The sequence below is a fragment of the Pseudarthrobacter sp. 10T415 genome, assembly GCF_056394175.1.
The window spans coordinates 128,335-147,338 of record NZ_JBFTHJ010000008.1 but is presented as its reverse complement, the minus strand read 5'-3'; the positions used below and the strand labels follow the sequence as shown (position 1 = coordinate 147,338).

Annotated in this window: 23 protein-coding genes; 15 read left to right on the top strand and 8 right to left on the bottom strand. The window is 66.7% G+C overall.

Annotation, left to right across the window (positions count from 1 at the left end; translation table 11 throughout):
- Positions 1 to 14 precede the first annotated feature (14 nt).
- Positions 15 to 608: an adenylate kinase gene (locus AC1DBN_RS12660; RefSeq protein WP_477723346.1), complete on the bottom strand. Its 594-nt coding sequence runs from the start codon at positions 606 to 608 to the stop codon at positions 15 to 17.
- Positions 609 to 889: 281 nt separating this feature from the next.
- On the opposite strand from AC1DBN_RS12660, the gene AC1DBN_RS12655 reads away from it, so the two are divergent.
- The 7 genes from AC1DBN_RS12655 to AC1DBN_RS12625 all read left to right on the top strand — a co-directional run bounded on the left by AC1DBN_RS12655 (position 890) and on the right by AC1DBN_RS12625 (position 7,535).
- Positions 890 to 1,633, top strand: a complete 744-nt coding sequence (locus tag AC1DBN_RS12655; RefSeq protein WP_091723088.1) for a GAF and ANTAR domain-containing protein — start codon at positions 890 to 892, stop codon at positions 1,631 to 1,633.
- A gap of 46 nt (positions 1,634 to 1,679) precedes the next feature.
- On the top strand, positions 1,680 to 2,006 hold the full coding sequence (locus AC1DBN_RS12650) for a response regulator transcription factor (protein ID WP_477723345.1): 327 nt from the start codon (positions 1,680 to 1,682) through the stop codon (positions 2,004 to 2,006).
- Positions 2,007 to 2,145: 139 nt separating this feature from the next.
- Positions 2,146 to 3,144, top strand: a complete 999-nt coding sequence (locus AC1DBN_RS12645; RefSeq protein WP_477723344.1) for a phosphodiester glycosidase family protein — start codon at positions 2,146 to 2,148, stop codon at positions 3,142 to 3,144.
- Positions 3,145 to 3,150: 6 nt separating this feature from the next.
- A complete protein-coding gene (locus tag AC1DBN_RS12640) occupies positions 3,151 to 4,275 on the top strand; it encodes a GtrA family protein (RefSeq protein WP_477723343.1) in 1,125 nt (374 codons plus the stop codon).
- Between the two features lie 76 nt (positions 4,276 to 4,351).
- Positions 4,352 to 5,035 (top strand): DUF4956 domain-containing protein, encoded by a 684-nt coding sequence (locus AC1DBN_RS12635; RefSeq protein WP_091723098.1) that lies wholly within the window; start codon positions 4,352 to 4,354, stop codon positions 5,033 to 5,035.
- A complete protein-coding gene (locus tag AC1DBN_RS12630; protein WP_091723100.1) occupies positions 5,032 to 5,814 on the top strand; it encodes a polyphosphate polymerase domain-containing protein in 783 nt (260 codons plus the stop codon). Before AC1DBN_RS12635 ends, AC1DBN_RS12630 begins: the two co-directional genes overlap by 4 nt.
- A gap of 119 nt (positions 5,815 to 5,933) precedes the next feature.
- Complete coding sequence (locus tag AC1DBN_RS12625; RefSeq protein WP_477723342.1) at positions 5,934 to 7,535, top strand: carbohydrate-binding domain-containing protein; 1,602 nt, start codon at positions 5,934 to 5,936, stop codon at positions 7,533 to 7,535.
- 121 nt (positions 7,536 to 7,656) lie between these two features.
- Here the strand turns inward: AC1DBN_RS12625 and AC1DBN_RS12620 are convergent, their stop codons facing one another.
- Together AC1DBN_RS12620 and AC1DBN_RS12615 are read right to left on the bottom strand one after the other, a co-directional pair.
- Complete coding sequence (locus AC1DBN_RS12620) at positions 7,657 to 8,499, bottom strand: alpha/beta fold hydrolase (RefSeq protein WP_477723341.1); 843 nt, start codon at positions 8,497 to 8,499, stop codon at positions 7,657 to 7,659.
- Positions 8,500 to 8,618: 119 nt separating this feature from the next.
- On the bottom strand, positions 8,619 to 8,816 hold the full coding sequence (locus tag AC1DBN_RS12615) for a hypothetical protein (RefSeq protein ID WP_015938384.1): 198 nt from the start codon (positions 8,814 to 8,816) through the stop codon (positions 8,619 to 8,621).
- Positions 8,817 to 8,912: 96 nt separating this feature from the next.
- Here AC1DBN_RS12615 and AC1DBN_RS12610 point away from each other — a divergent pair, with 96 nt between their 5' ends.
- Together AC1DBN_RS12610 and AC1DBN_RS12605 are read left to right on the top strand one after the other, a co-directional pair.
- Positions 8,913 to 9,290, top strand: a complete 378-nt coding sequence (locus AC1DBN_RS12610; protein ID WP_477723340.1) for an ArsR/SmtB family transcription factor — start codon at positions 8,913 to 8,915, stop codon at positions 9,288 to 9,290.
- Positions 9,287 to 10,327 carry a cation diffusion facilitator family transporter gene (locus tag AC1DBN_RS12605; protein WP_477723339.1) on the top strand — a complete coding sequence of 347 codons (1,041 nt, stop codon included), beginning with the start codon at positions 9,287 to 9,289 and terminating at the stop codon, positions 10,325 to 10,327. The genes AC1DBN_RS12610 and AC1DBN_RS12605 overlap by 4 nt, the downstream gene beginning before the upstream one ends.
- A gap of 20 nt (positions 10,328 to 10,347) precedes the next feature.
- Here the strand turns inward: AC1DBN_RS12605 and AC1DBN_RS12600 are convergent, their stop codons facing one another.
- The 3 genes from AC1DBN_RS12600 to AC1DBN_RS12590 all read right to left on the bottom strand — a co-directional run bounded on the left by AC1DBN_RS12600 (position 10,348) and on the right by AC1DBN_RS12590 (position 13,810).
- Entirely contained in the window at positions 10,348 to 11,532 is a 1,185-nt protein-coding gene (locus AC1DBN_RS12600) for a fatty acid desaturase family protein (RefSeq protein ID WP_091723108.1), read from the bottom strand.
- A gap of 11 nt (positions 11,533 to 11,543) precedes the next feature.
- Positions 11,544 to 12,641 (bottom strand): ferredoxin reductase, encoded by a 1,098-nt coding sequence (locus AC1DBN_RS12595; protein WP_091723109.1) that lies wholly within the window; start codon positions 12,639 to 12,641, stop codon positions 11,544 to 11,546.
- 143 nt (positions 12,642 to 12,784) lie between these two features.
- Entirely contained in the window at positions 12,785 to 13,810 is a 1,026-nt protein-coding gene (locus AC1DBN_RS12590; RefSeq protein WP_477723338.1) for an LLM class flavin-dependent oxidoreductase, read from the bottom strand.
- A 70-nt stretch (positions 13,811 to 13,880) separates the two neighbouring features.
- Here AC1DBN_RS12590 and AC1DBN_RS12585 point away from each other — a divergent pair, with 70 nt between their 5' ends.
- From AC1DBN_RS12585 to AC1DBN_RS12570, 4 genes are all read left to right on the top strand, one after another.
- Positions 13,881 to 14,240, top strand: a complete 360-nt coding sequence (locus AC1DBN_RS12585) for a YnfA family protein (RefSeq protein WP_091724157.1) — start codon at positions 13,881 to 13,883, stop codon at positions 14,238 to 14,240.
- 64 nt (positions 14,241 to 14,304) lie between these two features.
- Complete coding sequence (lhgO, locus tag AC1DBN_RS12580; protein WP_477723337.1) at positions 14,305 to 15,507, top strand: L-2-hydroxyglutarate oxidase; 1,203 nt, start codon at positions 14,305 to 14,307, stop codon at positions 15,505 to 15,507.
- A 50-nt stretch (positions 15,508 to 15,557) separates the two neighbouring features.
- Positions 15,558 to 15,962 carry a YidH family protein gene (locus tag AC1DBN_RS12575; protein WP_314215064.1) on the top strand — a complete coding sequence of 135 codons (405 nt, stop codon included), beginning with the start codon at positions 15,558 to 15,560 and terminating at the stop codon, positions 15,960 to 15,962.
- Positions 15,963 to 15,967: 5 nt separating this feature from the next.
- Positions 15,968 to 16,306, top strand: a complete 339-nt coding sequence (locus AC1DBN_RS12570; protein WP_091723116.1) for a DUF202 domain-containing protein — start codon at positions 15,968 to 15,970, stop codon at positions 16,304 to 16,306.
- An 18-nt stretch (positions 16,307 to 16,324) separates the two neighbouring features.
- Here AC1DBN_RS12570 and AC1DBN_RS12565 read toward each other — a convergent pair whose 3' ends face one another.
- Positions 16,325 to 16,723, bottom strand: coding sequence for a hypothetical protein (locus AC1DBN_RS12565; protein WP_477723336.1), 399 nt, complete (start codon positions 16,721 to 16,723; stop codon positions 16,325 to 16,327).
- A gap of 84 nt (positions 16,724 to 16,807) precedes the next feature.
- On the opposite strand from AC1DBN_RS12565, the gene AC1DBN_RS12560 reads away from it, so the two are divergent.
- Both AC1DBN_RS12560 and AC1DBN_RS12555 read left to right on the top strand, forming a co-directional pair.
- Entirely contained in the window at positions 16,808 to 17,044 is a 237-nt protein-coding gene (locus tag AC1DBN_RS12560) for a DUF2630 family protein (RefSeq protein ID WP_091724165.1), read from the top strand.
- A 48-nt stretch (positions 17,045 to 17,092) separates the two neighbouring features.
- A complete protein-coding gene (locus AC1DBN_RS12555) occupies positions 17,093 to 17,887 on the top strand; it encodes a carbon-nitrogen hydrolase family protein (protein WP_091723119.1) in 795 nt (264 codons plus the stop codon).
- Here AC1DBN_RS12555 and AC1DBN_RS12550 read toward each other — a convergent pair.
- The gene (locus AC1DBN_RS12550) at positions 17,884 to 18,726 is read right to left on the bottom strand and encodes an alpha/beta fold hydrolase (protein ID WP_477723335.1); all 843 of its coding nucleotides are present in this window, start codon (positions 18,724 to 18,726) and stop codon (positions 17,884 to 17,886) included. The genes AC1DBN_RS12555 and AC1DBN_RS12550 overlap by 4 nt on opposite strands.
- Positions 18,727 to 19,004: the final 278 nt, after the last annotated feature.

The following is a 19,004-nucleotide window of genomic DNA, read 5'->3' as shown; positions in this document are numbered from 1 at the left end:
TCTGGTGGGGCCGGTCAGGTGCGGGGAGGGAAAGCGGCCAGGAATTTTTCGACGGCGGCGATGGCCTGGGCGGTGATCTCCCCGGGGTCTCCGGTGCCGTCCACGGACACCAACAGTCCGCGGCCCGCATAGGCCGAGACTACTTCATGCGTGTCCGTGTGATAGAGCTCCAGCCTTCGGCGGAACACCTCCTCTGTGTCATCCGAGCGGCCCTGCTCCTGTGCCCGCCGGTGCATGCGCTGCTCCAGTTCGGCGTCAGGGGCCAGCAGTTCAATGACGGCATCCAGCACCCGGCCCTGCTCGGCCAGCATGCTGTCCAGCTCCGCCACCTGCGGCGCGGTGCGGGGATAGCCGTCCAGCAGGAAACCGGAACGGACGTCCGTGTCCTGCAGCCGGTCCCTGACGAGCGCATTGGTGAGGTGGTCCGGAACGAAACTGCCGCCGTCGAGATATCCCGCGGCCTGGCGGCCAAGCTCCGTTTCCCTGCTCACGTTGCTGCGGAAAATGTCGCCCGTGGAGACGGCCGGAACGTTGAAGTGGCGGGCAAGGTGTTCGGCCTGCGTCCCCTTGCCCGAACCCGGCGGACCGATGATGAGCAGTCTTGTCATGTTCGCGTCCCTCCGGCGAAGTGTCCGTTGGCGTCCGGTTGCCACCGCAGCCGCGGCGACCGCTTCATTCTGCCGGGAACACCCCGCGTCCGCCAGTGGTGGGGGCGCGGAAACATGACACTTTCGCCTGCAAAGCCATGTATATACTTCTGAATATCGGTTTAGCAGCAGGCCGTTGGAAAGTTCGTCGATCCAGCGACCTGAACCCCTTCCGGCTTCCCGCCGGCCGGTGTCCATGTTGCCTGGCTCGTTTTGACCTGAGCGAATGGCACCAGAGAATCGTGGCCAGCGAGTCAACAGCTAAAACCGATACATCCATCACTGAACACCTGCACGAGCTGGTCCTCAGCAGCTCCGACGTTGAGGACTTCCTTAATGAACTGGCGCAGGTGTCCGCACGCAATCTTTCCGAACCCGGCGACGAGATTTTGTGCGCCATCGCGCTTCTTCGGCAGCGCAAGCCCGCAACCGTGGCCAGCAGCAGCCCGGAAGCCGCATCGCTCGGCCTCCTCGAGCACCAGTACCCGGAGACGCCCAGCCTGACGGCGTCCTTGGAGAAGGTGACAGTGCATGTGCCGGACCTGGAAAAGGACGGCAGCTGGCCGGAGTATGCCGAGGCCGTCCTGGGCCAGGGGATCCGTTCTGTGCTTGCACTGCCGTTCCGGCTGGAGGGCGAAACCAAGGCCGCCCTGCTCCTGTATTCTCGGCGGCCGCACCGTTTCGAGGGGCGGGCGCTCAAGTTCGCCGAGGATTTCGTCGGCCAGACATCGCTGGCCCTCCGCCTGGCGGTGCGCTTTGCCCACTACAGCGAGACGGCGGCAAACCTGCGCGCCACGCTTGAATCCCGGACCGTGATCGATATGGCCGTGGGCATCATCATGGCGCAGAACCGGTGCAGCCAGCAGGACGCCTTCGATATCCTCAAGACCGCTTCCAGCACCCGCAACTCCAAACTGCACGAGGTGGCCAGCGCGGTGGTCAACTCCCTGGGCCAGGGGCCGGCGAAGACACACTACGACGGCTAGCCCCGCCACGCTAGACTGATGCCATCTTTTGGCCTGGGGGGCTTCGATGGAACAACAACGTGTCTGCCTTGTGGTGGAGGACAACGACGATATCCGCGGTCTCATCACCGTGGTCCTGACGCGCGCCGGATTCGAGGTGCGGGCAGTGGCGAGCGGTGCTGAGGGCATCGCCGCCGCAGCCGACCCGTCGGTTTCGCTGGTAACGCTGGACCTTGGGCTGCCGGACATGGACGGCCACGTGGTGGCGCGGGCCGTCCGGGCGCTGAGCAAGGCGCCGCTGCTGTTCCTGACCGCCCGCTCCGAAGAGGACGATGTCCTGGCCGGGATGGCCTCGGGCGCAGCCGCCTACCTCACCAAGCCCTTCCACCCGTAGGAACTCAAGGACCTGGCCAACCGGCTTTGCCCCGCTGCGCCTGCCCCGGCGGCCTCCAGCCCAGAGGCTCCCCACATTTCACAGGCCAATCACATCAACGGCAAATCCTTCTGCTAACTTGCCTCCGTAGAAATGGGGCATGACATCCCAGCAGACCACCAAACGTAAACCAGGCCGCGTCAGGCGAGCCGTCATCGCCGGGGCCGTAGCCCTTACTCTTTCCGCCGGCGGCGCCACCGCCTGGGCGCTGGACCGGTTCGTGGTCCAGCATGTGGAGATTTCGGACGTCTCCGCATACCAAGCCAGCCAGGCCGGGACCGCCCAAAGCGGCACTGCCGAGTCCGGCACCACCACCGCGTCCAGCGACGGATCCGGCACCGCAGCAGTCACCACTGATACGTCCTACACGTCGGATGCGTCCAACATCAGCATCTCCACGGTGACCACCGGCAGCGGCGACAGCACCGTCACGTACTACGTTGCCGACGTCGTGCTCGCTGACGCCACCACGCTGCAGTCCGCCTTCGCCAACGACAGTTTCGGCGAGAACATCACCGAAACCACCTCCGCCATCGCCGAGGCGAACAACGCCATCTTCGCCATCAACGGCGATTACTACGGGTTCCGGGACACCGGCATCGTGATCCGCAACGGCGTGGTGTTCCGCGACGAAGGCGCCCGGCAGGGCCTCGCCTTCTACCGCGACGGCACGGTCAAGGTCTACGACGAAACCAGCACCACCGCCGAACAATTACTGGCGGACGGCGTCTGGAACACCCTCTCCTTCGGCCCGTCCCTCCTCGACAACGGTGAGGTGGCTTCCGGCATCGAGGACGTGGAGGTGGACACCAACTTCGGCAACCACTCCATCCAGGGCGAGCAGCCGCGAACGGCCGTGGGCATCATCGATGAGAACCACCTGGTGTTCGTGGTGGTGGATGGCCGCAGCCCCGGCTACAGCGCCGGCGTCACCATGACCGGCCTGGCCGAAATCATGCAGGGCCTGGGTGCCACCACCGCGTACAACATCGACGGCGGCGGATCGTCCACCATGTACTTCAACGGCGGGTTGGTCAACAACCCGCTGGGCGAGAACAAGGAACGCGGCACCTCCGACATTCTCTACATCGCCGGGTAGGCGGCCATGATCATCCTGATACCGGCCTACGAACCGGACCACCATTTGCCCGCCCTGATCCGCCGGATCCGCGCCGCCGAGCCGTGGACCGCCGTCGTGGTGGTTGATGACGGCAGCGGCCCCGGCTACAAGGACGTGTTCGACGACGTCAGGGCACTGGGGTGCCACGTCCTCAGCTACGCACGCAACCGGGGGAAGGGCTTCGCCCTGAAGGCCGGCTTCGGCTTCATCGCGGACAACCTGCCCGGCCATGACGTGGTGTGTGCGGACAGCGACGGCCAGCACAAGGTGACGGACATCCTCAGGGTGGCCGGCAAGGTGCACGGGAACGGCAGTGACCAGCGCGGCGCGGCCACCCTGGTGCTCGGCAGCAGGAGCTTCACAGGGGACGTGCCTGCCCGCAGCCGCCTCGGCAACACGGCCACCAGGGCGCTGTTCACCCTTGCCACCGGCGAGCGCATCCCGGACACCCAAACCGGGCTCCGCGGCTACCCGGCTGCCATGCTCCCGTGGCTCCGGTCCGTCCGCGGCGACCGGTACGAGTACGAGCTGAACCTGTTGCTGGAAGCGAAGAACGCCGGCTACTCCATCCAGTCCCTGGACATCGCCACCGTGTACCTGGACCACAACTCCGGTTCCCACTTCCGGCCGCTGGCAGACTCCGTGCGCATCTATGCCCCGCTCCTGAAGTTCCTCGGTTCATCGTTCGCGGCGTTCCTGGTGGACACCACGGTGTTCCTGCTGCTCACTGTGCTGGTGGATTCGTTGCTCCTGGCCGTGCTGGGGGCCCGGGCAGTGAGTTCCGCGGTGAACTTCCTGGTGAACCGCCATGTGGTGTTCGAACACGGCAGGCAACGCCCGGCCCGGTCCGCGGGGCTCCGCTATTTCAGCCTGGTGGCGGTACTCCTCGTCGCCAACGTTGCGCTGATCTGGGCCCTCGAGGCGATTGCCGTGCCGGCCCTGGCGGCCAAGATCCTGGCCGAAATCATGCTGCTCGCCATCAGCTTCTCCATACAGCAGCGCTGGCTTTTCGCCCGGAAGCAGGATCGTCTTCCTGCCGCAGAACCCGCACGCGAAGAGGCTGGGAAGGCTGCCGGCAAATCCCCCTCCGAAGCTCATATATCCGGCTAGGTTCCGTCACAGCACCTGCACAGTATGGCCGGGCATCGTAAGAAACAGCCCACCGAAAAACATTCCGGAGAATCCCATGAACCTCATTTTCATCCTCGCCGACCTGGCAGCCATCAGCATCCTCACCTTCGCCCTCTACCTCCGCCGCCACCGCCGGCGCGACCTGGTGGTCTCCTACCTCGGCATGAACGTGGGGGTCCTGGCCGTCGCCACTGCACTGTCCGGCTCAGCGGCCGGACTGGGACTGGGGCTGGGACTGTTCGGCGTCCTGTCCATCATCAGGCTCCGCTCCACCGAACTGGCCCAGCACGAGGTGGCCTACTACTTCTCGGCACTGGCCCTGGGCCTGATCGCCGGGCTCGGCATCGAGCCGCTCTGGCTGACCGTTTCGCTGATGGCCCTGATCCTGCTGGTGATGTTCGTGGGCGACCACCCCAAGGTCCTGCCGGCGCACCGCCACCAGACAGTCATCCTGGACCGGGCCATCGCCGAAGACGGCGAGCTGTACGCCCGGCTGGAGGAAGTGCTGCACGGAAAGGTCCACTCCGCCACCATCCAGCAGCTGGACCTGGTCAATGACAAGACCATCGTGGACGTCCGCTACGCCTACTCCCCCGCCGCCTACCCCGCCCCTTCCGTCACGGGAACCCTCACGGGATATACGACGACGGCGCCGGCCACAGCAGGCACCATCCCCGCCGCTGAGTACATCCCCAGCCCGGAGCAGCTTCCCGGCCACGTCCAGGCAGGCGTGCGATGAACCTCGCGGGCGCCGCCGTCGGGAATCTCCATCTCTTCCCCTCCGTGGGACTGGATGAACTGAACGCGGAGGCCGCACTCCAGACCCGCGTGGACCGCAAATACGTACTGGCCACCGGGACCGCGCGGCACCTGCTGGCCACCTTCGGGGCGGACATGCGGGTCCTGGAAATGGACGGAGCCCGCAGCTTCGCCTACGACTCCGTCTACTTCGACACCGCCGCCCTGGACAGCTACCTGCTGGCAGCCCGCGGCCGGCGGCGCCGCTACAAGATCCGCACGCGGACCTACGTGGACAGCGCCATCAGCTTCCTGGAAGTCAAAACCGAAGGCGCCCGGGAAGCCACCGTCAAGGAACGCATTCCATACCTGCCCGAGGACCGTTCACGGCTGACTGCCGAGGGGCTGGACTATGTTCGGGAAACCCTGGCCGCCGCGGTGGGGTCAGTCCCCGCCGGAACCCTGGAACCCGTCCTCGAAACCCGGTACCAGCGGACCACCTTCTACCTCCAGGAGTCCGGCAGCCGCGCCACCATCGATACCGGTGTGACGTGGCAGCGGCCAGGCCGGGAGCCGTGGCTCCTGCACGACGCCGTCATCCTCGAGACCAAGTCCGGTTCCACCGCCGGGCCGCTGGACCGGCACCTGTGGGCAGCCGGCGTCAGGCCGTCCCGGATCTCCAAGTTCGCCACCGGGATGGCCGCCCTCCGGCCAGAGCTTCCCGCCAACCGCTGGAACCGCACCTTGTCCCGCAGCCTCCCCCTCCGCCCAGCCGCCTGAGAGGCCCACCTCCGACCCGCCTGACTGGGCGCCTGGTTGACCGCCTGGCCAACAGCACGCTGCCCGGCACACCATCCTGCACGCTTCACCACCCGCTCTCCCCCACCCAAGGACACTCCATGAAAAGCCTCCGCACTTACCTTTCCGTTGCCGCCATGGCAGCCGCCATCGGCCTGGCCGGCTGCTCCGTGGCCGGCACGTCCCCCACCGGCATCACCGGCACCTCAAGCACCGGTTCCTCCAGCTCGGTCTCCTCCAGCTCCGCCGGCACCACCACGGCGGTGTCACTGGACACGCTTGCCCAGGACACCCACTTCGACGGCGACGACCTCATCTGGGATGCCGCCTCCGAAGTAGCCGTGACCTTGGCGGACGGCGCCAGTGCCGTGGCATCCGGGTCGTCATCCGGCGTCTCGGTGAACGGCGACACTGTCACCATCAGCGCCGCGGGCACCTACCGCCTCAGCGGGGCGCTCACCGACGGCAGGATCGTGGTGGCCGCAGGCGAGGAGGACACCGTCCGCATCATCCTGGACGGCGCCACCCTGGCAAACTCCACGGGGTCCCCCTTCGTGGTGGAAAGCGCAGACGAGGCGATCGTCTACCTGGCGGACGGCACCAATAACTCGATCAGCGACGCCGCCACCTACTCCGATCAGGGAACGGACGCCCCCAACGCCGCCCTCTATTCCAAGGCGGACCTCACTATTGCCGGCCCGGGCACACTGGCCGTGGACGGCAACTACAACGACGGCATCTCCAGCAAGGACGGGCTGGTCCTGGCCGGCGGCACCGTGACGGTGGACGCGGCAGACGACGGCATCGTGGGCAAGGACTACGCCGTGCTGCTGGACGGCGCCTACCAGGTGACCGCGGCCGACGACGGCTTCAAGTCCGACAATGACACCGACGAGGGCCGCGGATGGGTCCTCATCAATGGCGGCACCCTCACCGTGTCGGCCGGCGATGACGGGGTCAAGGCCTTCAACACCCTCACCATCGCCGCCGGCGACACCACCGTCAAGGAATCCGAGGAGGGCCTGGAGGCCCAGCACATAGTAGTGTCCGGCGGCACCGCCAACATCACCTCCAACGACGACGGCGTGAACGCCTCGGGCGGCAGCAGCACGGCTTCTTCGGGTACAGGAGCAGGCGGCGGCATGGGCGGCGGCAGCATGGAAGCGGGCGATTACACCGTGGACATCAGCGGCGGCCTGCTGACCATCAATGCGCAGGGCGACGGCCTCGACTCCAACGGCAACGCCACTATTTCCGGCGGCACCGTGGTAGTCAACGGCCCCACGAACGACGGGAACGGTGCCCTGGACGTCAACGGCGAACTAGCCGTATCCGGCGGAACCATGGCCGCTGCCGGCAGCGCCGGCATGGCGGTCACCCCCGGGGCGTCCTCCACCCAGTCCGGCGTGCAGGTGACGCTCGGCTCGTCCGTCCCGGCCGGCACCGTCATCCAGATCGCTGATTCCTCCGGGACCGTGGTGGCAGCATTCGTCACCACCAAAGCTGCTGCCTCGCTGGTCTTCTCCTCAGCGGCGATCACCGCGGGCACCGAATACACCGTCTACACCGGGGGCACGGCAACAGTCAGCGCGGGCCTGGGTGAGGGCTCGCTCGACGGCGCCACGAAGGTGGACACCGTCACCGCCGGCGAATACACGGCGGAGCAGGGCCCCGGCGGCGGAGGCGGCGGCTTCCGCCGGTAGTCCTCCGGTAGGGCCTCCGGTAGGGCCTCCGGCTCAGACATCCGGCTCAGACATCCGGCTCAGACATCCGGCGACGGCGGTTTCCCGCCGTCGCCGGATGTTTTTAACCCAGCTTGGCCAGTCAGCCCCGCTTGGCCAGGAAGCCGAGCAGGGCTTCGTTGACCTCGGCGGCGTGGGTCAGGAGCAGGCCATGCGGCGCCCCCTCGATTTCCACGTACTCGGCCTCAGGCAGTGCCTTGGCGAACAGCCGCCCGGTGGAGTCGATGGGCAGGATGTTGTCCGCGGTGCCGTGCACGATCAGCGCAGGAACGTCGATCTTGGGGATGTCTTGGCGGAAGTCCGTGATCCAGGTGGCCTGCGCGGCCACGGACGCGGTGGCACCGGAGCCTGCGGCCACGTTCCAGCTGGCGGTGACGGCCTCCTGGCTGAGGCGGGGTGTGCCCAGGAACGTGTCCGAGTTGTAGAAGTTCTTGAAGAACTCGGTGAAGAACGCATACCGGTCCGCGGTGACGGCTTCCTTCAGCCCGTCGAAAACCTCCTGCGGAACACCGCCGGGGTTGTCATCGGTCTTGAGCAGGAAGGGTTCCAGGGACCCGAGGAAGGCGGCCTTGGCAACGCGCTCCGACCCGTAGCTGCCCAGGTAGCGTGCCACCTCGCCCGTGCCCATGGAGAACCCCACGAGGACGGTGTTGCTGAGGTCCAGCGTGGTCAGCAGGGTATTGAGGTCCGCCGCGAACGTGTCGTAGTCGTAGCCTTCGGTGGTCTTGCTGGACTTCCCGAAGCCGCGCCGGTCGTAGGTGATCACGCGGTAGCCGGCAGCCAGGAGGGCGGTGGCCTGCCGTTCCCAGGAGGCACCGTCCAATGGGTAGCCGTGGATCAGCACCACCGGCTGGCCGGAGCCGTGGTCCTCGTAGTAGAGCTCGATGTCGGTGCTGTTTTCAGTTCCAACGGTAATGAAAGCCATCGCGGCGAATTCCTTTCGAGACTGATCGGAGCAGGCAGGCGGCATGCCAATACCTGCGCAGTCCCTACTCTAGGACCGCTCCGGCCGTTCTCACGCAGCCGCGGGGCGGCCCTGTTCGCCTACTGGGACGGCTGCGGCAGCTCACAGGTGATCTGCGGGTTGACGCCCATGTAGTTCAGCGGCCCCGCAACGATGGTAACGGCGACGGTGCCTGCTTCTGCGCAGGACCCCGGGGCTCCGCCGAAGTAGCCCCGCTGCCAGGCGGCCACGCCGCCGATGATCAGCCAGATGACGATGAGGGCTCCCACAAATTTCATCTTTCCTCCAAAGGCCGCGCTGTGCGATCCATTATGCGACGGCGGCGCCCCGGCACCATAGTGCGGGGCAGGGACTTCATATGACACTATATGCGCATGAATGCAGATACGAATAGATGCTTGCTGGGCACGGACAGCCAATACGTGGAGCTGGCCGTGGAGGTCTTTTCCATGCTGGCCGACGCCACGCGGGTACGGATCATCCTGGCGCTGCGCGACGGCGAAATGGCCGTGGGTGCATTGGCAGACGTGGTGGGCAAGTCCCCAGCGGCCGTCTCGCAGCATCTGGCAAAAATGCGGCTGGCCCGTATGGTCTCTACCCGCCAGGACGGGACCCGGGTGCTGTACCGGCTGGAGAACGAGCATGCCCGCCAGCTCGTGGCCGACGCCATCTTCCAGGCGGAGCACGCATTGGGTGGCGAGCCGGCCCACCACCGACTACCCGGCAAAGGCGGAGAGGGGCACGCCTTATGAACGGGCCCGGCCGGCAGGCGGCCCAGCACACCCACCACGGGCACGGCCACAACGACGGCGACCACAGTCACGGGCACAGCCATGACCACGGCCACCATCACCGCAGCGGATTCAAGGGCTGGCTGATGGAGCTGTTCGTCCCCCACACGCACGACTCCGCGGATTCGATCGACGACGCGATGGAGGCCAGCACCGAGGGGATCCGCGCCCTGAAAATCAGCCTGTTCGTACTGCTGGGCACTACCGTGCTGCAGTTCATGGTGGTGCTGTTCAGCAGTTCCGTGGCACTGCTCGCGGACACCATCCACAACTTTTCCGATGCCCTGACGGCGGTGCCGCTGTGGATCGCTTTCATCCTGGGCCGGAAGGCGGCTTCCCGCCGCTACACGTTCGGTTTCGGGCGGGCAGAGGACCTGGCCGGGCTCTTCATCGTGGGGGTAGTGGCCCTCTCGGCCGTGGTGGCCGGCTGGCAGTCCGTGGACCGGCTGATCCATCCGCAGCCGCTGCAGAACCTGGGCTGGGTGATGGCGGCCGGGCTGATCGGCTTCGCCGGAAACGAGGCCGTGGCCATGTACCGCATCCGGGTAGGCCGCAGAATCGGGTCCGCCGCGTTGGTGGCCGACGGCGTCCATGCCAGGACGGACGGCTTCACGTCCCTGGCTGTGGTGCTGGGTGCCCTTGGCGTCATGCTGGGCTTCCCGCTGGCGGACCCCATCGTGGGCCTGCTGATATCCGTGGCGATCATGGTGCTGCTGTGGGGAACCGTCCGCAGTATCGGCCGCCGGCTCATGGACGGCATTGAACCCGATCTGGTGTCCCGTGCCGCCGAGGCGCTGGAAGGCACTCCGGGGGTTCTTGGGGTGCAGCGCCTGCAGCTGCGCTGGAGCGGCCACCGGCTGCAGGGCACCGCCATCGTGCTGGTGGAGGACGGCAGCCTGTCCTCGGCCCAGGATGTGCTGGACCAGGCGGGCCACCGGCTCAGGCACGCCCTGCCGAAGCTGGATGACATGGTCCTGTCACCCGGCAGGCGGGCCTAGAGCCGGCGGCGGTGCTGTGGTCAGGCCTTGGCGGTCTTGCCCGGCAGCGCCAGCTTGAAGATCTTGCCCCAGGTGGAGCCGACCTGCTTCAGCAGCGGGCCGGTGGTGTACTTCAGGCCGTAGCGCTGGCAGATCTCACGGACCTTGGGCGCAACCTCGGCGTACCGGTTGGAGGGCAGGTCCGGGAAGAGGTGGTGCTCGATCTGGTGCGAGAGGTTACCGGTCATGATGTGCATGAACTTCGATCCGGAGATGTTGGCGGAGCCGATCATCTGGCGGATGTACCAGTCGCCGCGGGTTTCGCCTTCCGCCATCTCCTCCGTGAAGGTGTCCGTGCCTTCAGGGAAGTGGCCGCAGAAGATCACTGCGTGGGCCCAGACGTTGCGCACGGCATTGGCGGTCAGCGTTCCGTAGAGCGCCTGCTTTCCGGAACCGGTCAGCATGGCGACAGCGGGAGTCGCGGCGTAGTCCTTGGTGAACTGCGTGACCACCTTCTTGCCCAGGGCCTTGAGGTCCTTAAGCAGCGCTTCCTTGGACTTCTTGCCTTCCTTGAACTCGGTCAGTTCGAGGTCGTAGATGGCGATGCCCCACTCGAAGAGGGGTGCCAGGATGGCGTTGTACAGCGGGTTGCCAAGGTTCATCGGCTTCCACGGCTGCTGTTCGTCCATCCGCAGGAGGTTGTATCCGACGTCGTTGTCCTTGCCCACCACGTTGGTCCAGCGGTGGTGCAGGTCGTTGTGGGTGTGCTGCCACGAGCGCGAGGGGGTGACAAAGTCCCACTCCCAGGTGGTGGAGTGGATATCCGGGTCCCGCATCCAGTCCCACTGGCCGTGCAGCACGTTGTGCCCGATTTCCATGTTTTCCAGGATCTTGGCCAGGCTCAGCAGGGTGGTACCGGTGACCCAGGCAGCCTTGTTCTTGCCAACCAGCAGTGCGGCGCGGCCGGAGATTTCAAGGCCGCGCTGGACCTTGATCACCCGGCGGATGTAGGCGGCGTCTTCGGCGCCGCGCTTGGCGAGGACCTCGTCACGGATGGCGTCGAGCTCGCGGCCCAGCTCCGCCACCTGCTCGTCCGTCAGGTGGGCGGCAGCAGGCGGCCGTACTGTGGGGCTGCCGGAATCGGCAAGCTTGCCGGGGCGCGTCCTTGACGTGCCGGCGTTCGCTCCTTCGGTGGAGGCGGCCTTAGCGGGTGAAATGACAGACATTATTCTGCTCCTCAGAGTTCGAGGTTGACGGGCCCGGCAGCTGCCGAGACACACGTTTGGATCAGTTGGCCGGGATCGCCGTGAATTTCGCCGGTGCGGAGGTCGCGGACCTGGCCGGCCAGGAGCGGGGTGAGGCAGCTGTGGCAGATACCCATGCGGCAGCCGCTGGGCATCAGTACCCCGGCGTCCTCGCCGATGTCGAGGATGGGGGTGTCGCCGTCGGCCTCCACTTCCCGGTCCGAGGCTTCAAAGGTGACCAGGCCGCCGTCGTGCCCCACCCCGGCGTTGAAGGTGGTGTTGAAGCGTTCGATCATCAGGTTGCCGGCATCGCCGGCCACCGCGACGTCGGTGCCGGGCGCGGCGGTGGTGAGGGCGGCGCGCTTCCACAGCGCCTCGGCGTCATCCAGGAAGCTGTCCGGGCCGCAGGCGTAGGCTGCCCGTTCCTTCCAGTCGGGGCAGATCTCGTCCAGCTCCTTGGTGCTGGAGAAGTCCATCCGGCCCTGCTCGCCGGTGTACCAATGCGCCAGCCGGAAGTTGGGGAACTGGTCCGCGAGCTCCGCCAGTTCCTCACGGAACAGGCTGTCCCCGGGGGTACGGGCCGAGTGGACCAGTACGACGTCGGCATCCGGACGCCGCGGCACCAGGGTACGGATCATGGACATCACCGGTGTGATGCCGCTGCCCGCGGTGACCATGAGAAGGGGGCGGGGATGCTCCGGCAGCACGAAGTCACCCTGCGGCGGGGCCAGGAACAGGACATCGCCGGGCTTGGTGGAACGCACCAGGGTGCCGGATACGGCACCGACGTCAGTGACCGTGATGGCCGGGTCCTTGCCGGCGGGGGCGCTGAGTGAGTAGGAGCGCCAGTGGCGGACCCCGTCGAGTTCGACGCCGATGCGGGCCCACTGCCCGGCAAGGTGCGCCTTCCAGCCGCGGCCGGGACGGAAGAAGATGGTCGCCGACTGCGCGGTCTCCTGGACCACCTTGGTGACGACGCCCCTGAGCTGCCGGGCTGAGTAGACAGGGTTGAAAAGCGAGAGGACGTCCTCTGGCGTTAAAGGGGTGGTGAGTACCGAAGCCGCTTGGGCCAGCTGTCGTAGCCGGATCATGCGTTAAAGCCTAAGGCGGCGCGAGCCATATTTCTCTCTCTCCGTCATATGACCGTTCAGCAGTCACAGTGTAGTTGGGGCGCGAAGCCCCCACACCGCACTTTAAGAGTAACGGTTCGGTCTCGTCAAAGGTTCCCAGCGTCCTACCGGCTCCATCCCAGGGACGGGGCCACGAACTGCGCAATGTGGCCAAGGAGCTTGGCGTTGAAATCCACGCCTAGCTGGTTGGGGACGGTCAGCAGCAGGGTGTCAGCCGCTTGGACAGCGGTGTCCGCCGCCAGTTCCTCCGCGAGCCGGTCGGGCTCGCCCACATAGCTTTTTCCGAACCGCGCCGTGAGCCCGTCAATGGTGCCCACCTGGTCCCGGCCGTCGCGGAGGGCGCTGCCGGCAAAGTAGCGGCGGTCCTCGTCGTCCACGATGGGCAGCACGCTGCGGCTGACCGAGATCCTTGGCTGGTGGGAGTGGCCGGCTGCCTGCCAGGTATCCCGGAACAGCTGGATCTGTTCCGCCTGGAGTTCGTGGAAGGGCACGCCGGTGTCCTCGGTGAGCAGGGTGGAGCTCATCAGGTTCATGCCGAGCTCCGCCGCCCAGACGGCCGTCTTGCGGGTGCCGGCTCCCCACCAGATCCGCTCCGCCAGTCCGGGCGACTGCGGCTGCACGGGCAGGAGGCCCGTGGCACCACCGGCATACCGGGGGTCGGCTTCAGCTACTCCAGCCCCGGTGATCGCTTTGCGGAACAGCTCGGTGTGGCGGCGTGCCATGTCGGCGTCGGTTTCGCCGTCCCGGGGCACGTAGCCGAAAGCCGACGCACCCTGCCGGGCCGGCTCGGGTGAGCCGCGGCTGATGCCGAGCTGGAGCCTGCCGCCACTGATCAGGTCAGTGGCTGCCGCTTCCTCCGCCATATAGAGCGGGTTCTCGTAACGCATGTCAATGACACCGGTACCGATTTCGATCCGGCGGGTGCGTGCTGCGATGGCCGCAAGGAGCGGAAACGGCGAGGCCTGCTGGCGGGCGAAGTGGTGGACCCGGAAGAAGGCACCGTCCACACCGAGTTCCTCGGCGGCTACGGCTAATTCGATGCCCTGCACCAGCGCCTCGCCCGCGGTCTTGGTGCGGGAACCCTGGCCGGGTCCCCAGTGGCCGAATGAAAGGAATCCTATGCGCTCCATACCTGCCCCAACCTCCGGCTGCCCGGTGGCATTCCCCGTTGCCGGCATTCCCGGCTGGCATGATGGCCGGGTGGTTATCCCGGAAGAAACTGTCAGCGTCCTCAAGACCATCGTGCTGTTCGTGCTGGCCGCTGTGGCAGAAATCGGCGGCGCCTGGCTGGTGTGGCAGGCAGTCCGGGAAGGCAAGGACTGGTGGTGGGCGGGACTTGGTGTGATTGCCCTGGGCGCCTACGGCTTTGTGGCCACCCTCCAGCCGGACGCCCACTTCGGCCGGATCCTGGCGGCCTACGGCGGGGTGTTCGTTGCCGGCTCCCTTGCCTGGGGAATGATTTTCGACGGTTTCCGGCCCGACCGGTGGGACGTGGCCGGCTCGGTCATCTGCCTGCTGGGGGTGGCAGTGATCATGTTTGCCCCGCGAAGCGCCGGCTGACCCGGCATAACCCGCCAGGCGCCGGTACATGCGGCCACCGCCGTCATGGGGCAGAATTTTCCCTGTGGAGCACGTGGACTACTGCATTATCGGAGGCGGCATCGTTGGCCTTGCCACCGCGTACCAGCTGCTGCGCAGGGAACCTGATGCGTCCCTCGTCCTGCTGGAAGCGGCGGATACCCTCGCTGCGCATCAGACCGGGCACAACAGCGGCGTCATCCATTCGGGAATCTACTACGCCCCCGGCAGCCTGAAGGCCAGGTTCAGCAAAGCCGGCGCCCAGCAGACCAAGGAGTTCTGCCAGGAGCACGGCATCCCGTACCGCGAGCCCGGAAAGCTGCTGGTGGCCACCACCCCGCTGGAGCTGGAGCGGCTGGCGCAGCTCGAGGACCGGGCGGCGGTCCACGAACTGGACTGTGAACGGCTGGACCGGCAGGAACTCCTCCGGCGCGAGCCGAATGTCACCGGGCTCGGCGCCCTGTTCATTCCCAGCACCGGCATCGTGGACTACCCCGCAGTGGCGCGGAAGCTCGCGCACCTGGTGGAAAAGGCAGGCGGGCAGGTGATCACCAAGGCCCGCGTCACCGCTGTTTCCGAACACACGGACCGTGTGGACGTCCGCACTGAGGACGGGGTCTACTCTTGCCGGCAGCTTGTGGCCTGCGCAGGGCTGCAGTCGGACCGGCTCGCAGAGGCCGCCGGGGTGGATATCGACGTCCAGATCATCCCCTTCCGCGGAGAGTACTTCGAGCTTCCGGCCGAGAAGTCCGGCTACGTCAGCCATCTCATTTACCCCGTCCCGGATCCTGCGCTGCCGTTCCTCGGCGTCCACCTCACCCCCACCGTGCAGGGCACCATCACCGTTGGCCCCAACGCTGTGCTGGGAATGGCCCGGGAGGGATACCCCAAATTCTCGGTGGACTTCCGTGATGTGGCCCGCTACGCGAAGTTCCCCGGCTTATGGCACGTGGCCCGCGCCAACGCACTGACTGCCGTCCGGGAGGTCCGCAATTCCCTGTTCAAAGGCAGCTACCTGCAGGAATGCCGGAAGTACGCGCCCGGGCTGGCCAAGGCAGACCTGCTGCCGTACGAGGCAGGAATCAGGGCCCAGGCGGTACGCCGGGACGGCACCCTCATTCACGATTTCCTGCTCGCCGAGACCGACAGGATGATCCACGTCCTGAACGCCCCGTCCCCGGCAGCGACGGCGGCCCTGCCCATCGGCGAACACCTCGCCTCACGGGCGGCGCTGCGGAGATCCGCGTAGGCAACGGCCCGTGCCGGGGGCGCGGACTACCGCGCCGCTAAACTGGCACCGTGACCAACAGCCAGCACGCACCGCGAGACGAGGCACCGCCGCCGCGCGGCAAGATCGCCGAACGGCTGCTGCCCGGCGGCGAGGAACCGGACCCCAGGTTCACCCTGGCCAACGAACGGACGTTCCTCGCCTGGATCCGGACTTCCTTGGCCCTGCTGGCTGGCGGCATCGCCATCGAGGCGTTCACCTCGGACCTGTTCCTGGAACCCGTCCGCAAGGGCTTGGCCATCGTGCTGCTCCTGCTGGGCATGCTGCTCAGTGCCGGGGCCGCGCTGAGGTGGCTCCGCGTGGAACGCAGCATGCGGCACAAGGCGCCCCTCCCCCTGCCGCTTATTGTGCCCCTGCTGGCCGGGGCAGGCGCGGTGGCGGCCGCCGTCGTCCTCGTTTTTGTGCTCTGGCGCTGACTCCTGTGGCGCCGTACCTTCCAACGGGAGATACCCACGGTGATCCGGGCCTGCAGCCGGAGCGCACCTCGCTGGCCTGGGGCCGGACCATGCTGGCACTGGTGACGGCGAGCGCACTATTCCTGCGTTGGCTGCCGCACCACGGGCTTCCCATCCTGCTGCTGTTCGGGGTCTCTGCCGGGGCTGCCCTGGCCATTTACCTCACGCAGCGCAGGCGGTACGGCGCCAAGTCGCACGGCGTCTCCCAGGAACACGTGGACGCTGACATCACCGCGGTGCTCTGGACGGCTTTCACCGGTATTGCCCTGGGAGTCCTGGGGATCGGTGTGGTGCTCGCCGGGTGACGCCCGGGAAGCCGCCGGCTAGAACATGGGCAGGACGAAGCCTGCCAGCAGCGCCACGGAGCCAATGGCCGTCAGGACACGACCCAGCACTGAGGCTGTTTTCGCGGCTTCCTCGGGCGGAGTGATCTGCCATTGCGTGGGGCGCTTGGGATGGTAGTAAATGGGCAGGGTATCGCCCACCGCCAGGTCCCTGATGTCATGGGGCGACATGGGGGCATTGTGCACCAGGTGTTTACGGTCCAGCCACCTGAAGCCCACGCCGGTTTGGTCCGAGTACACCACGGCCTCGGCCACGTCCCAGGGGTGCACGAAGCGTCGCTGGAAGCCCACATAAAAGAGCAGCAGCAAGCCAACGGGCAGGCACATCCACGTCAGCATTTCCAGGATTGGTCCTGCCATATCGAGCACATCGGGCATGACCTTGATGGTACCGCCCGGGGGCTGGTGGCATCAGCACAGACTACGTACGCTGAGGAGACCGGTCCGGACGAAGGGGAAAGCATGAACGACGAAGACATCCTGACGCGTATCCAGGCCCTCGTGGACGAGGAGCATTCACTTCGGGAGGGGCCCGGGGACGGCCAGACGCCGGACCACGCCAGGCTCCGCCAGGTGGAGATCAGCCTGGACCAGTGCTGGGACCTGCTGCGGCAGCGCCGGGCGAAAAAAGACTCCGGCGAGAATCCCGATGAAGCCGAGACCCGTCCCGTCAGCGAGGTGGAGGGCTACAAGCAGTAGCCCCGGGTATGGGCGTGCATGATGGATACAACAGATCGGAGTTCATCCATGCGCCTCGCAGTCGCCCAAATCATCAGCAGCGCCGATACGACAGCCAACCTGGAGCTCATCCGGGAGTACGCCACGCAGGCCAAGGCTGCTGGCGCGGAGCTGGTGGTCTTCCCCGAAGCCGCCATGCGTGCCTTCGGCCATTCGCTGACCGAAATCGCAGAGCCGCTGGACGGCCCGTGGGCGGACAAGGTCCGCACCATCGCCAACGAACTGGACATTGCGATCGTCGCCGGGATGTTCACGCCGGGTAAGGACGGCCGCGTCCGCAACACCCTCCTGGTTACCGGGCCCGGCCTCGATACTTCATACGACAAGGTGCACCTGTTTGATGCCTTCGGTTTCACCGAGTCCAAGACGGTGGACGCCGGCCAGAGCCCGGTGACGTTTGAGCTCAACGGGACGGTCTTCGGCCTGGCCACTTGCTACGACGTCCGTTTCCCGGCCCTCTTTACGGCCAATGCCCGCGCCGGGGCGCAGGTCAACATCGTCTGCGCGTCCTGGGGTGCCGGCGAGGGTAAAGCAGAGCAGTGGGACCTCCTGGTGCGCGCCAGGGCCCTGGACAGCACCACCTTCGTGGTGGCCTGCGGACAGGGCGACCCCGAAACCATCGGTGCCGGGCCCGCCGGCAGTGCCCCCACCGGAATCGGCCACAGCGCCGTCATCTCTCCGCTGGGCAGCGCCCTGGTTGCGCTGGGCGGAAAGCCGGAACTCGCCGTCGTGGACGTCGATCCCGCCGTCATTGAGGACGTCCGCACCAAACTGCCCGTCTTGGCCAACGCCCGCCAGTTCTAGGGGCGGTCCGGTCGCTGTCCATGCCCTTCACTTTCCAGGAAACCGCGGAGGGCGCCCACCCAGTCGTCGAAAGCGTCCAGATGGGCGTCATGCGACGCTTCAGGCAGGTCAACCCGCGAAACCCGATGACCTTGCTGAACGAACGCGTCCTTGGCGTCTGCGGTGAACATCCCCCGGCCGCCATAGACCACCAACGCCGGCGCCTGGACCGCATGCCATTCCTTCCAGCGCGGCGCGGCCAACCCGGCCGCCGCTTCCGCCATGACATCCGGATCGAACCTCGGCCAGAAACCGTCCGCCCGTTCCTCGAGGTCTTCGGCCCATGCCCGGGCCAACGGACCATCACCCAGGAAGCTGCGCGCCGCCACCCGGCTGCTGAACGGCGTCGGCCAGGACCTGAAGTACTCCCCAATGGCCTCATGACCGTCGAAGTCTCCGCCGGCCGCGCCGCACTCCAGGAGAACCAGGCCGCCCACCAGGTCGGGGCGCTCCGCCGCGACGAGCATGGCCGTATGCGCTCCCATTGATTGGCCAACCAAAACCACCGGCGCACCAACGTGCTCGATGATTCTGACAACGTCCGAAACATAATCCGACCGCGCGACGCCGGGAGGGACCCGGGTGCTGCCCCCATGGCCCCGGAGATCAACCAGGACGGCACGGTACTCGGGGAGCGCGGCCGCCGTCGGAAAGAATTCGCGGGCTGTCCCCGCCAAACCGTGCAGCAGCACCACGGCAGGCCCGTCGCCACCGGAGTCATAGCAGCTCAGCTCGACGCCGGGAGCAGGGCCAACGGTGAACGCAGCCATGCCCATTCCCAGTTTCGTCCGCGGTGGCATGGTGCCACGCTACGGCACGCAGAAGCGTCCGACGGCGGTGAGTCGCCGTTCACGGGCGGGAAACCTTGACCGATCGGGGGCACGACGGCGGGAGCTCACCCTGGTATTCCCTTGCGCACCTTTGGTTGCGGGCCCGCGCAGGCCGGACGACGACGGGCGGGGCCGTATCGGTGGGAGCGCGTTTACATGCCTGAAACATTGCTGACACGCGAACTTCACGCAGGCACGTTTTGTGTAACGTAACGGCAACTTTCCACAGCATCGGATGAAACATGGGC

What these genes read in the sequence shown, in the direction of transcription:
- AC1DBN_RS12620 (WP_477723341.1), bottom strand. Translation starts at nt 8,499, where the DNA reads ATGGCTTTCATTACCGTTGGAACTGAAAACAGCACCGACATCGAGCTC.
- AC1DBN_RS12550 (WP_477723335.1), bottom strand. Translation starts at nt 18,726, where the DNA reads ATGCCACCGCGGACGAAACTGGGAATGGGCATGGCTGCGTTCACCGTT.
- AC1DBN_RS12590 (WP_477723338.1), bottom strand. Translation starts at nt 13,810, where the DNA reads ATGGAGCGCATAGGATTCCTTTCATTCGGCCACTGGGGACCCGGCCAG.
- AC1DBN_RS12630 (WP_091723100.1), top strand. Translation starts at nt 5,032, where the DNA reads ATGAACCTCGCGGGCGCCGCCGTCGGGAATCTCCATCTCTTCCCCTCC.
- AC1DBN_RS12645 (WP_477723344.1), top strand. Translation starts at nt 2,146, where the DNA reads ATGACATCCCAGCAGACCACCAAACGTAAACCAGGCCGCGTCAGGCGA.
- AC1DBN_RS12635 (WP_091723098.1), top strand. Translation starts at nt 4,352, where the DNA reads ATGAACCTCATTTTCATCCTCGCCGACCTGGCAGCCATCAGCATCCTC.
- AC1DBN_RS12650 (WP_477723345.1), top strand. Translation starts at nt 1,680, where the DNA reads ATGGAACAACAACGTGTCTGCCTTGTGGTGGAGGACAACGACGATATC.
- AC1DBN_RS12615 (WP_015938384.1), bottom strand. Translation starts at nt 8,816, where the DNA reads ATGAAATTTGTGGGAGCCCTCATCGTCATCTGGCTGATCATCGGCGGC.
- AC1DBN_RS12660 (WP_477723346.1), bottom strand. Translation starts at nt 608, where the DNA reads ATGACAAGACTGCTCATCATCGGTCCGCCGGGTTCGGGCAAGGGGACG.
- AC1DBN_RS12600 (WP_091723108.1), bottom strand. Translation starts at nt 11,532, where the DNA reads ATGTCTGTCATTTCACCCGCTAAGGCCGCCTCCACCGAAGGAGCGAAC.
- AC1DBN_RS12565 (WP_477723336.1), bottom strand. Translation starts at nt 16,723, where the DNA reads ATGCCCGATGTGCTCGATATGGCAGGACCAATCCTGGAAATGCTGACG.
- AC1DBN_RS12610 (WP_477723340.1), top strand. Translation starts at nt 8,913, where the DNA reads ATGAATGCAGATACGAATAGATGCTTGCTGGGCACGGACAGCCAATAC.
- AC1DBN_RS12595 (WP_091723109.1), bottom strand. Translation starts at nt 12,641, where the DNA reads ATGATCCGGCTACGACAGCTGGCCCAAGCGGCTTCGGTACTCACCACC.
- AC1DBN_RS12555 (WP_091723119.1), top strand. Translation starts at nt 17,093, where the DNA reads ATGCGCCTCGCAGTCGCCCAAATCATCAGCAGCGCCGATACGACAGCC.
- AC1DBN_RS12605 (WP_477723339.1), top strand. Translation starts at nt 9,287, where the DNA reads ATGAACGGGCCCGGCCGGCAGGCGGCCCAGCACACCCACCACGGGCAC.
- AC1DBN_RS12560 (WP_091724165.1), top strand. Translation starts at nt 16,808, where the DNA reads ATGAACGACGAAGACATCCTGACGCGTATCCAGGCCCTCGTGGACGAG.
- AC1DBN_RS12640 (WP_477723343.1), top strand. Translation starts at nt 3,151, where the DNA reads ATGATCATCCTGATACCGGCCTACGAACCGGACCACCATTTGCCCGCC.
- AC1DBN_RS12625 (WP_477723342.1), top strand. Translation starts at nt 5,934, where the DNA reads ATGAAAAGCCTCCGCACTTACCTTTCCGTTGCCGCCATGGCAGCCGCC.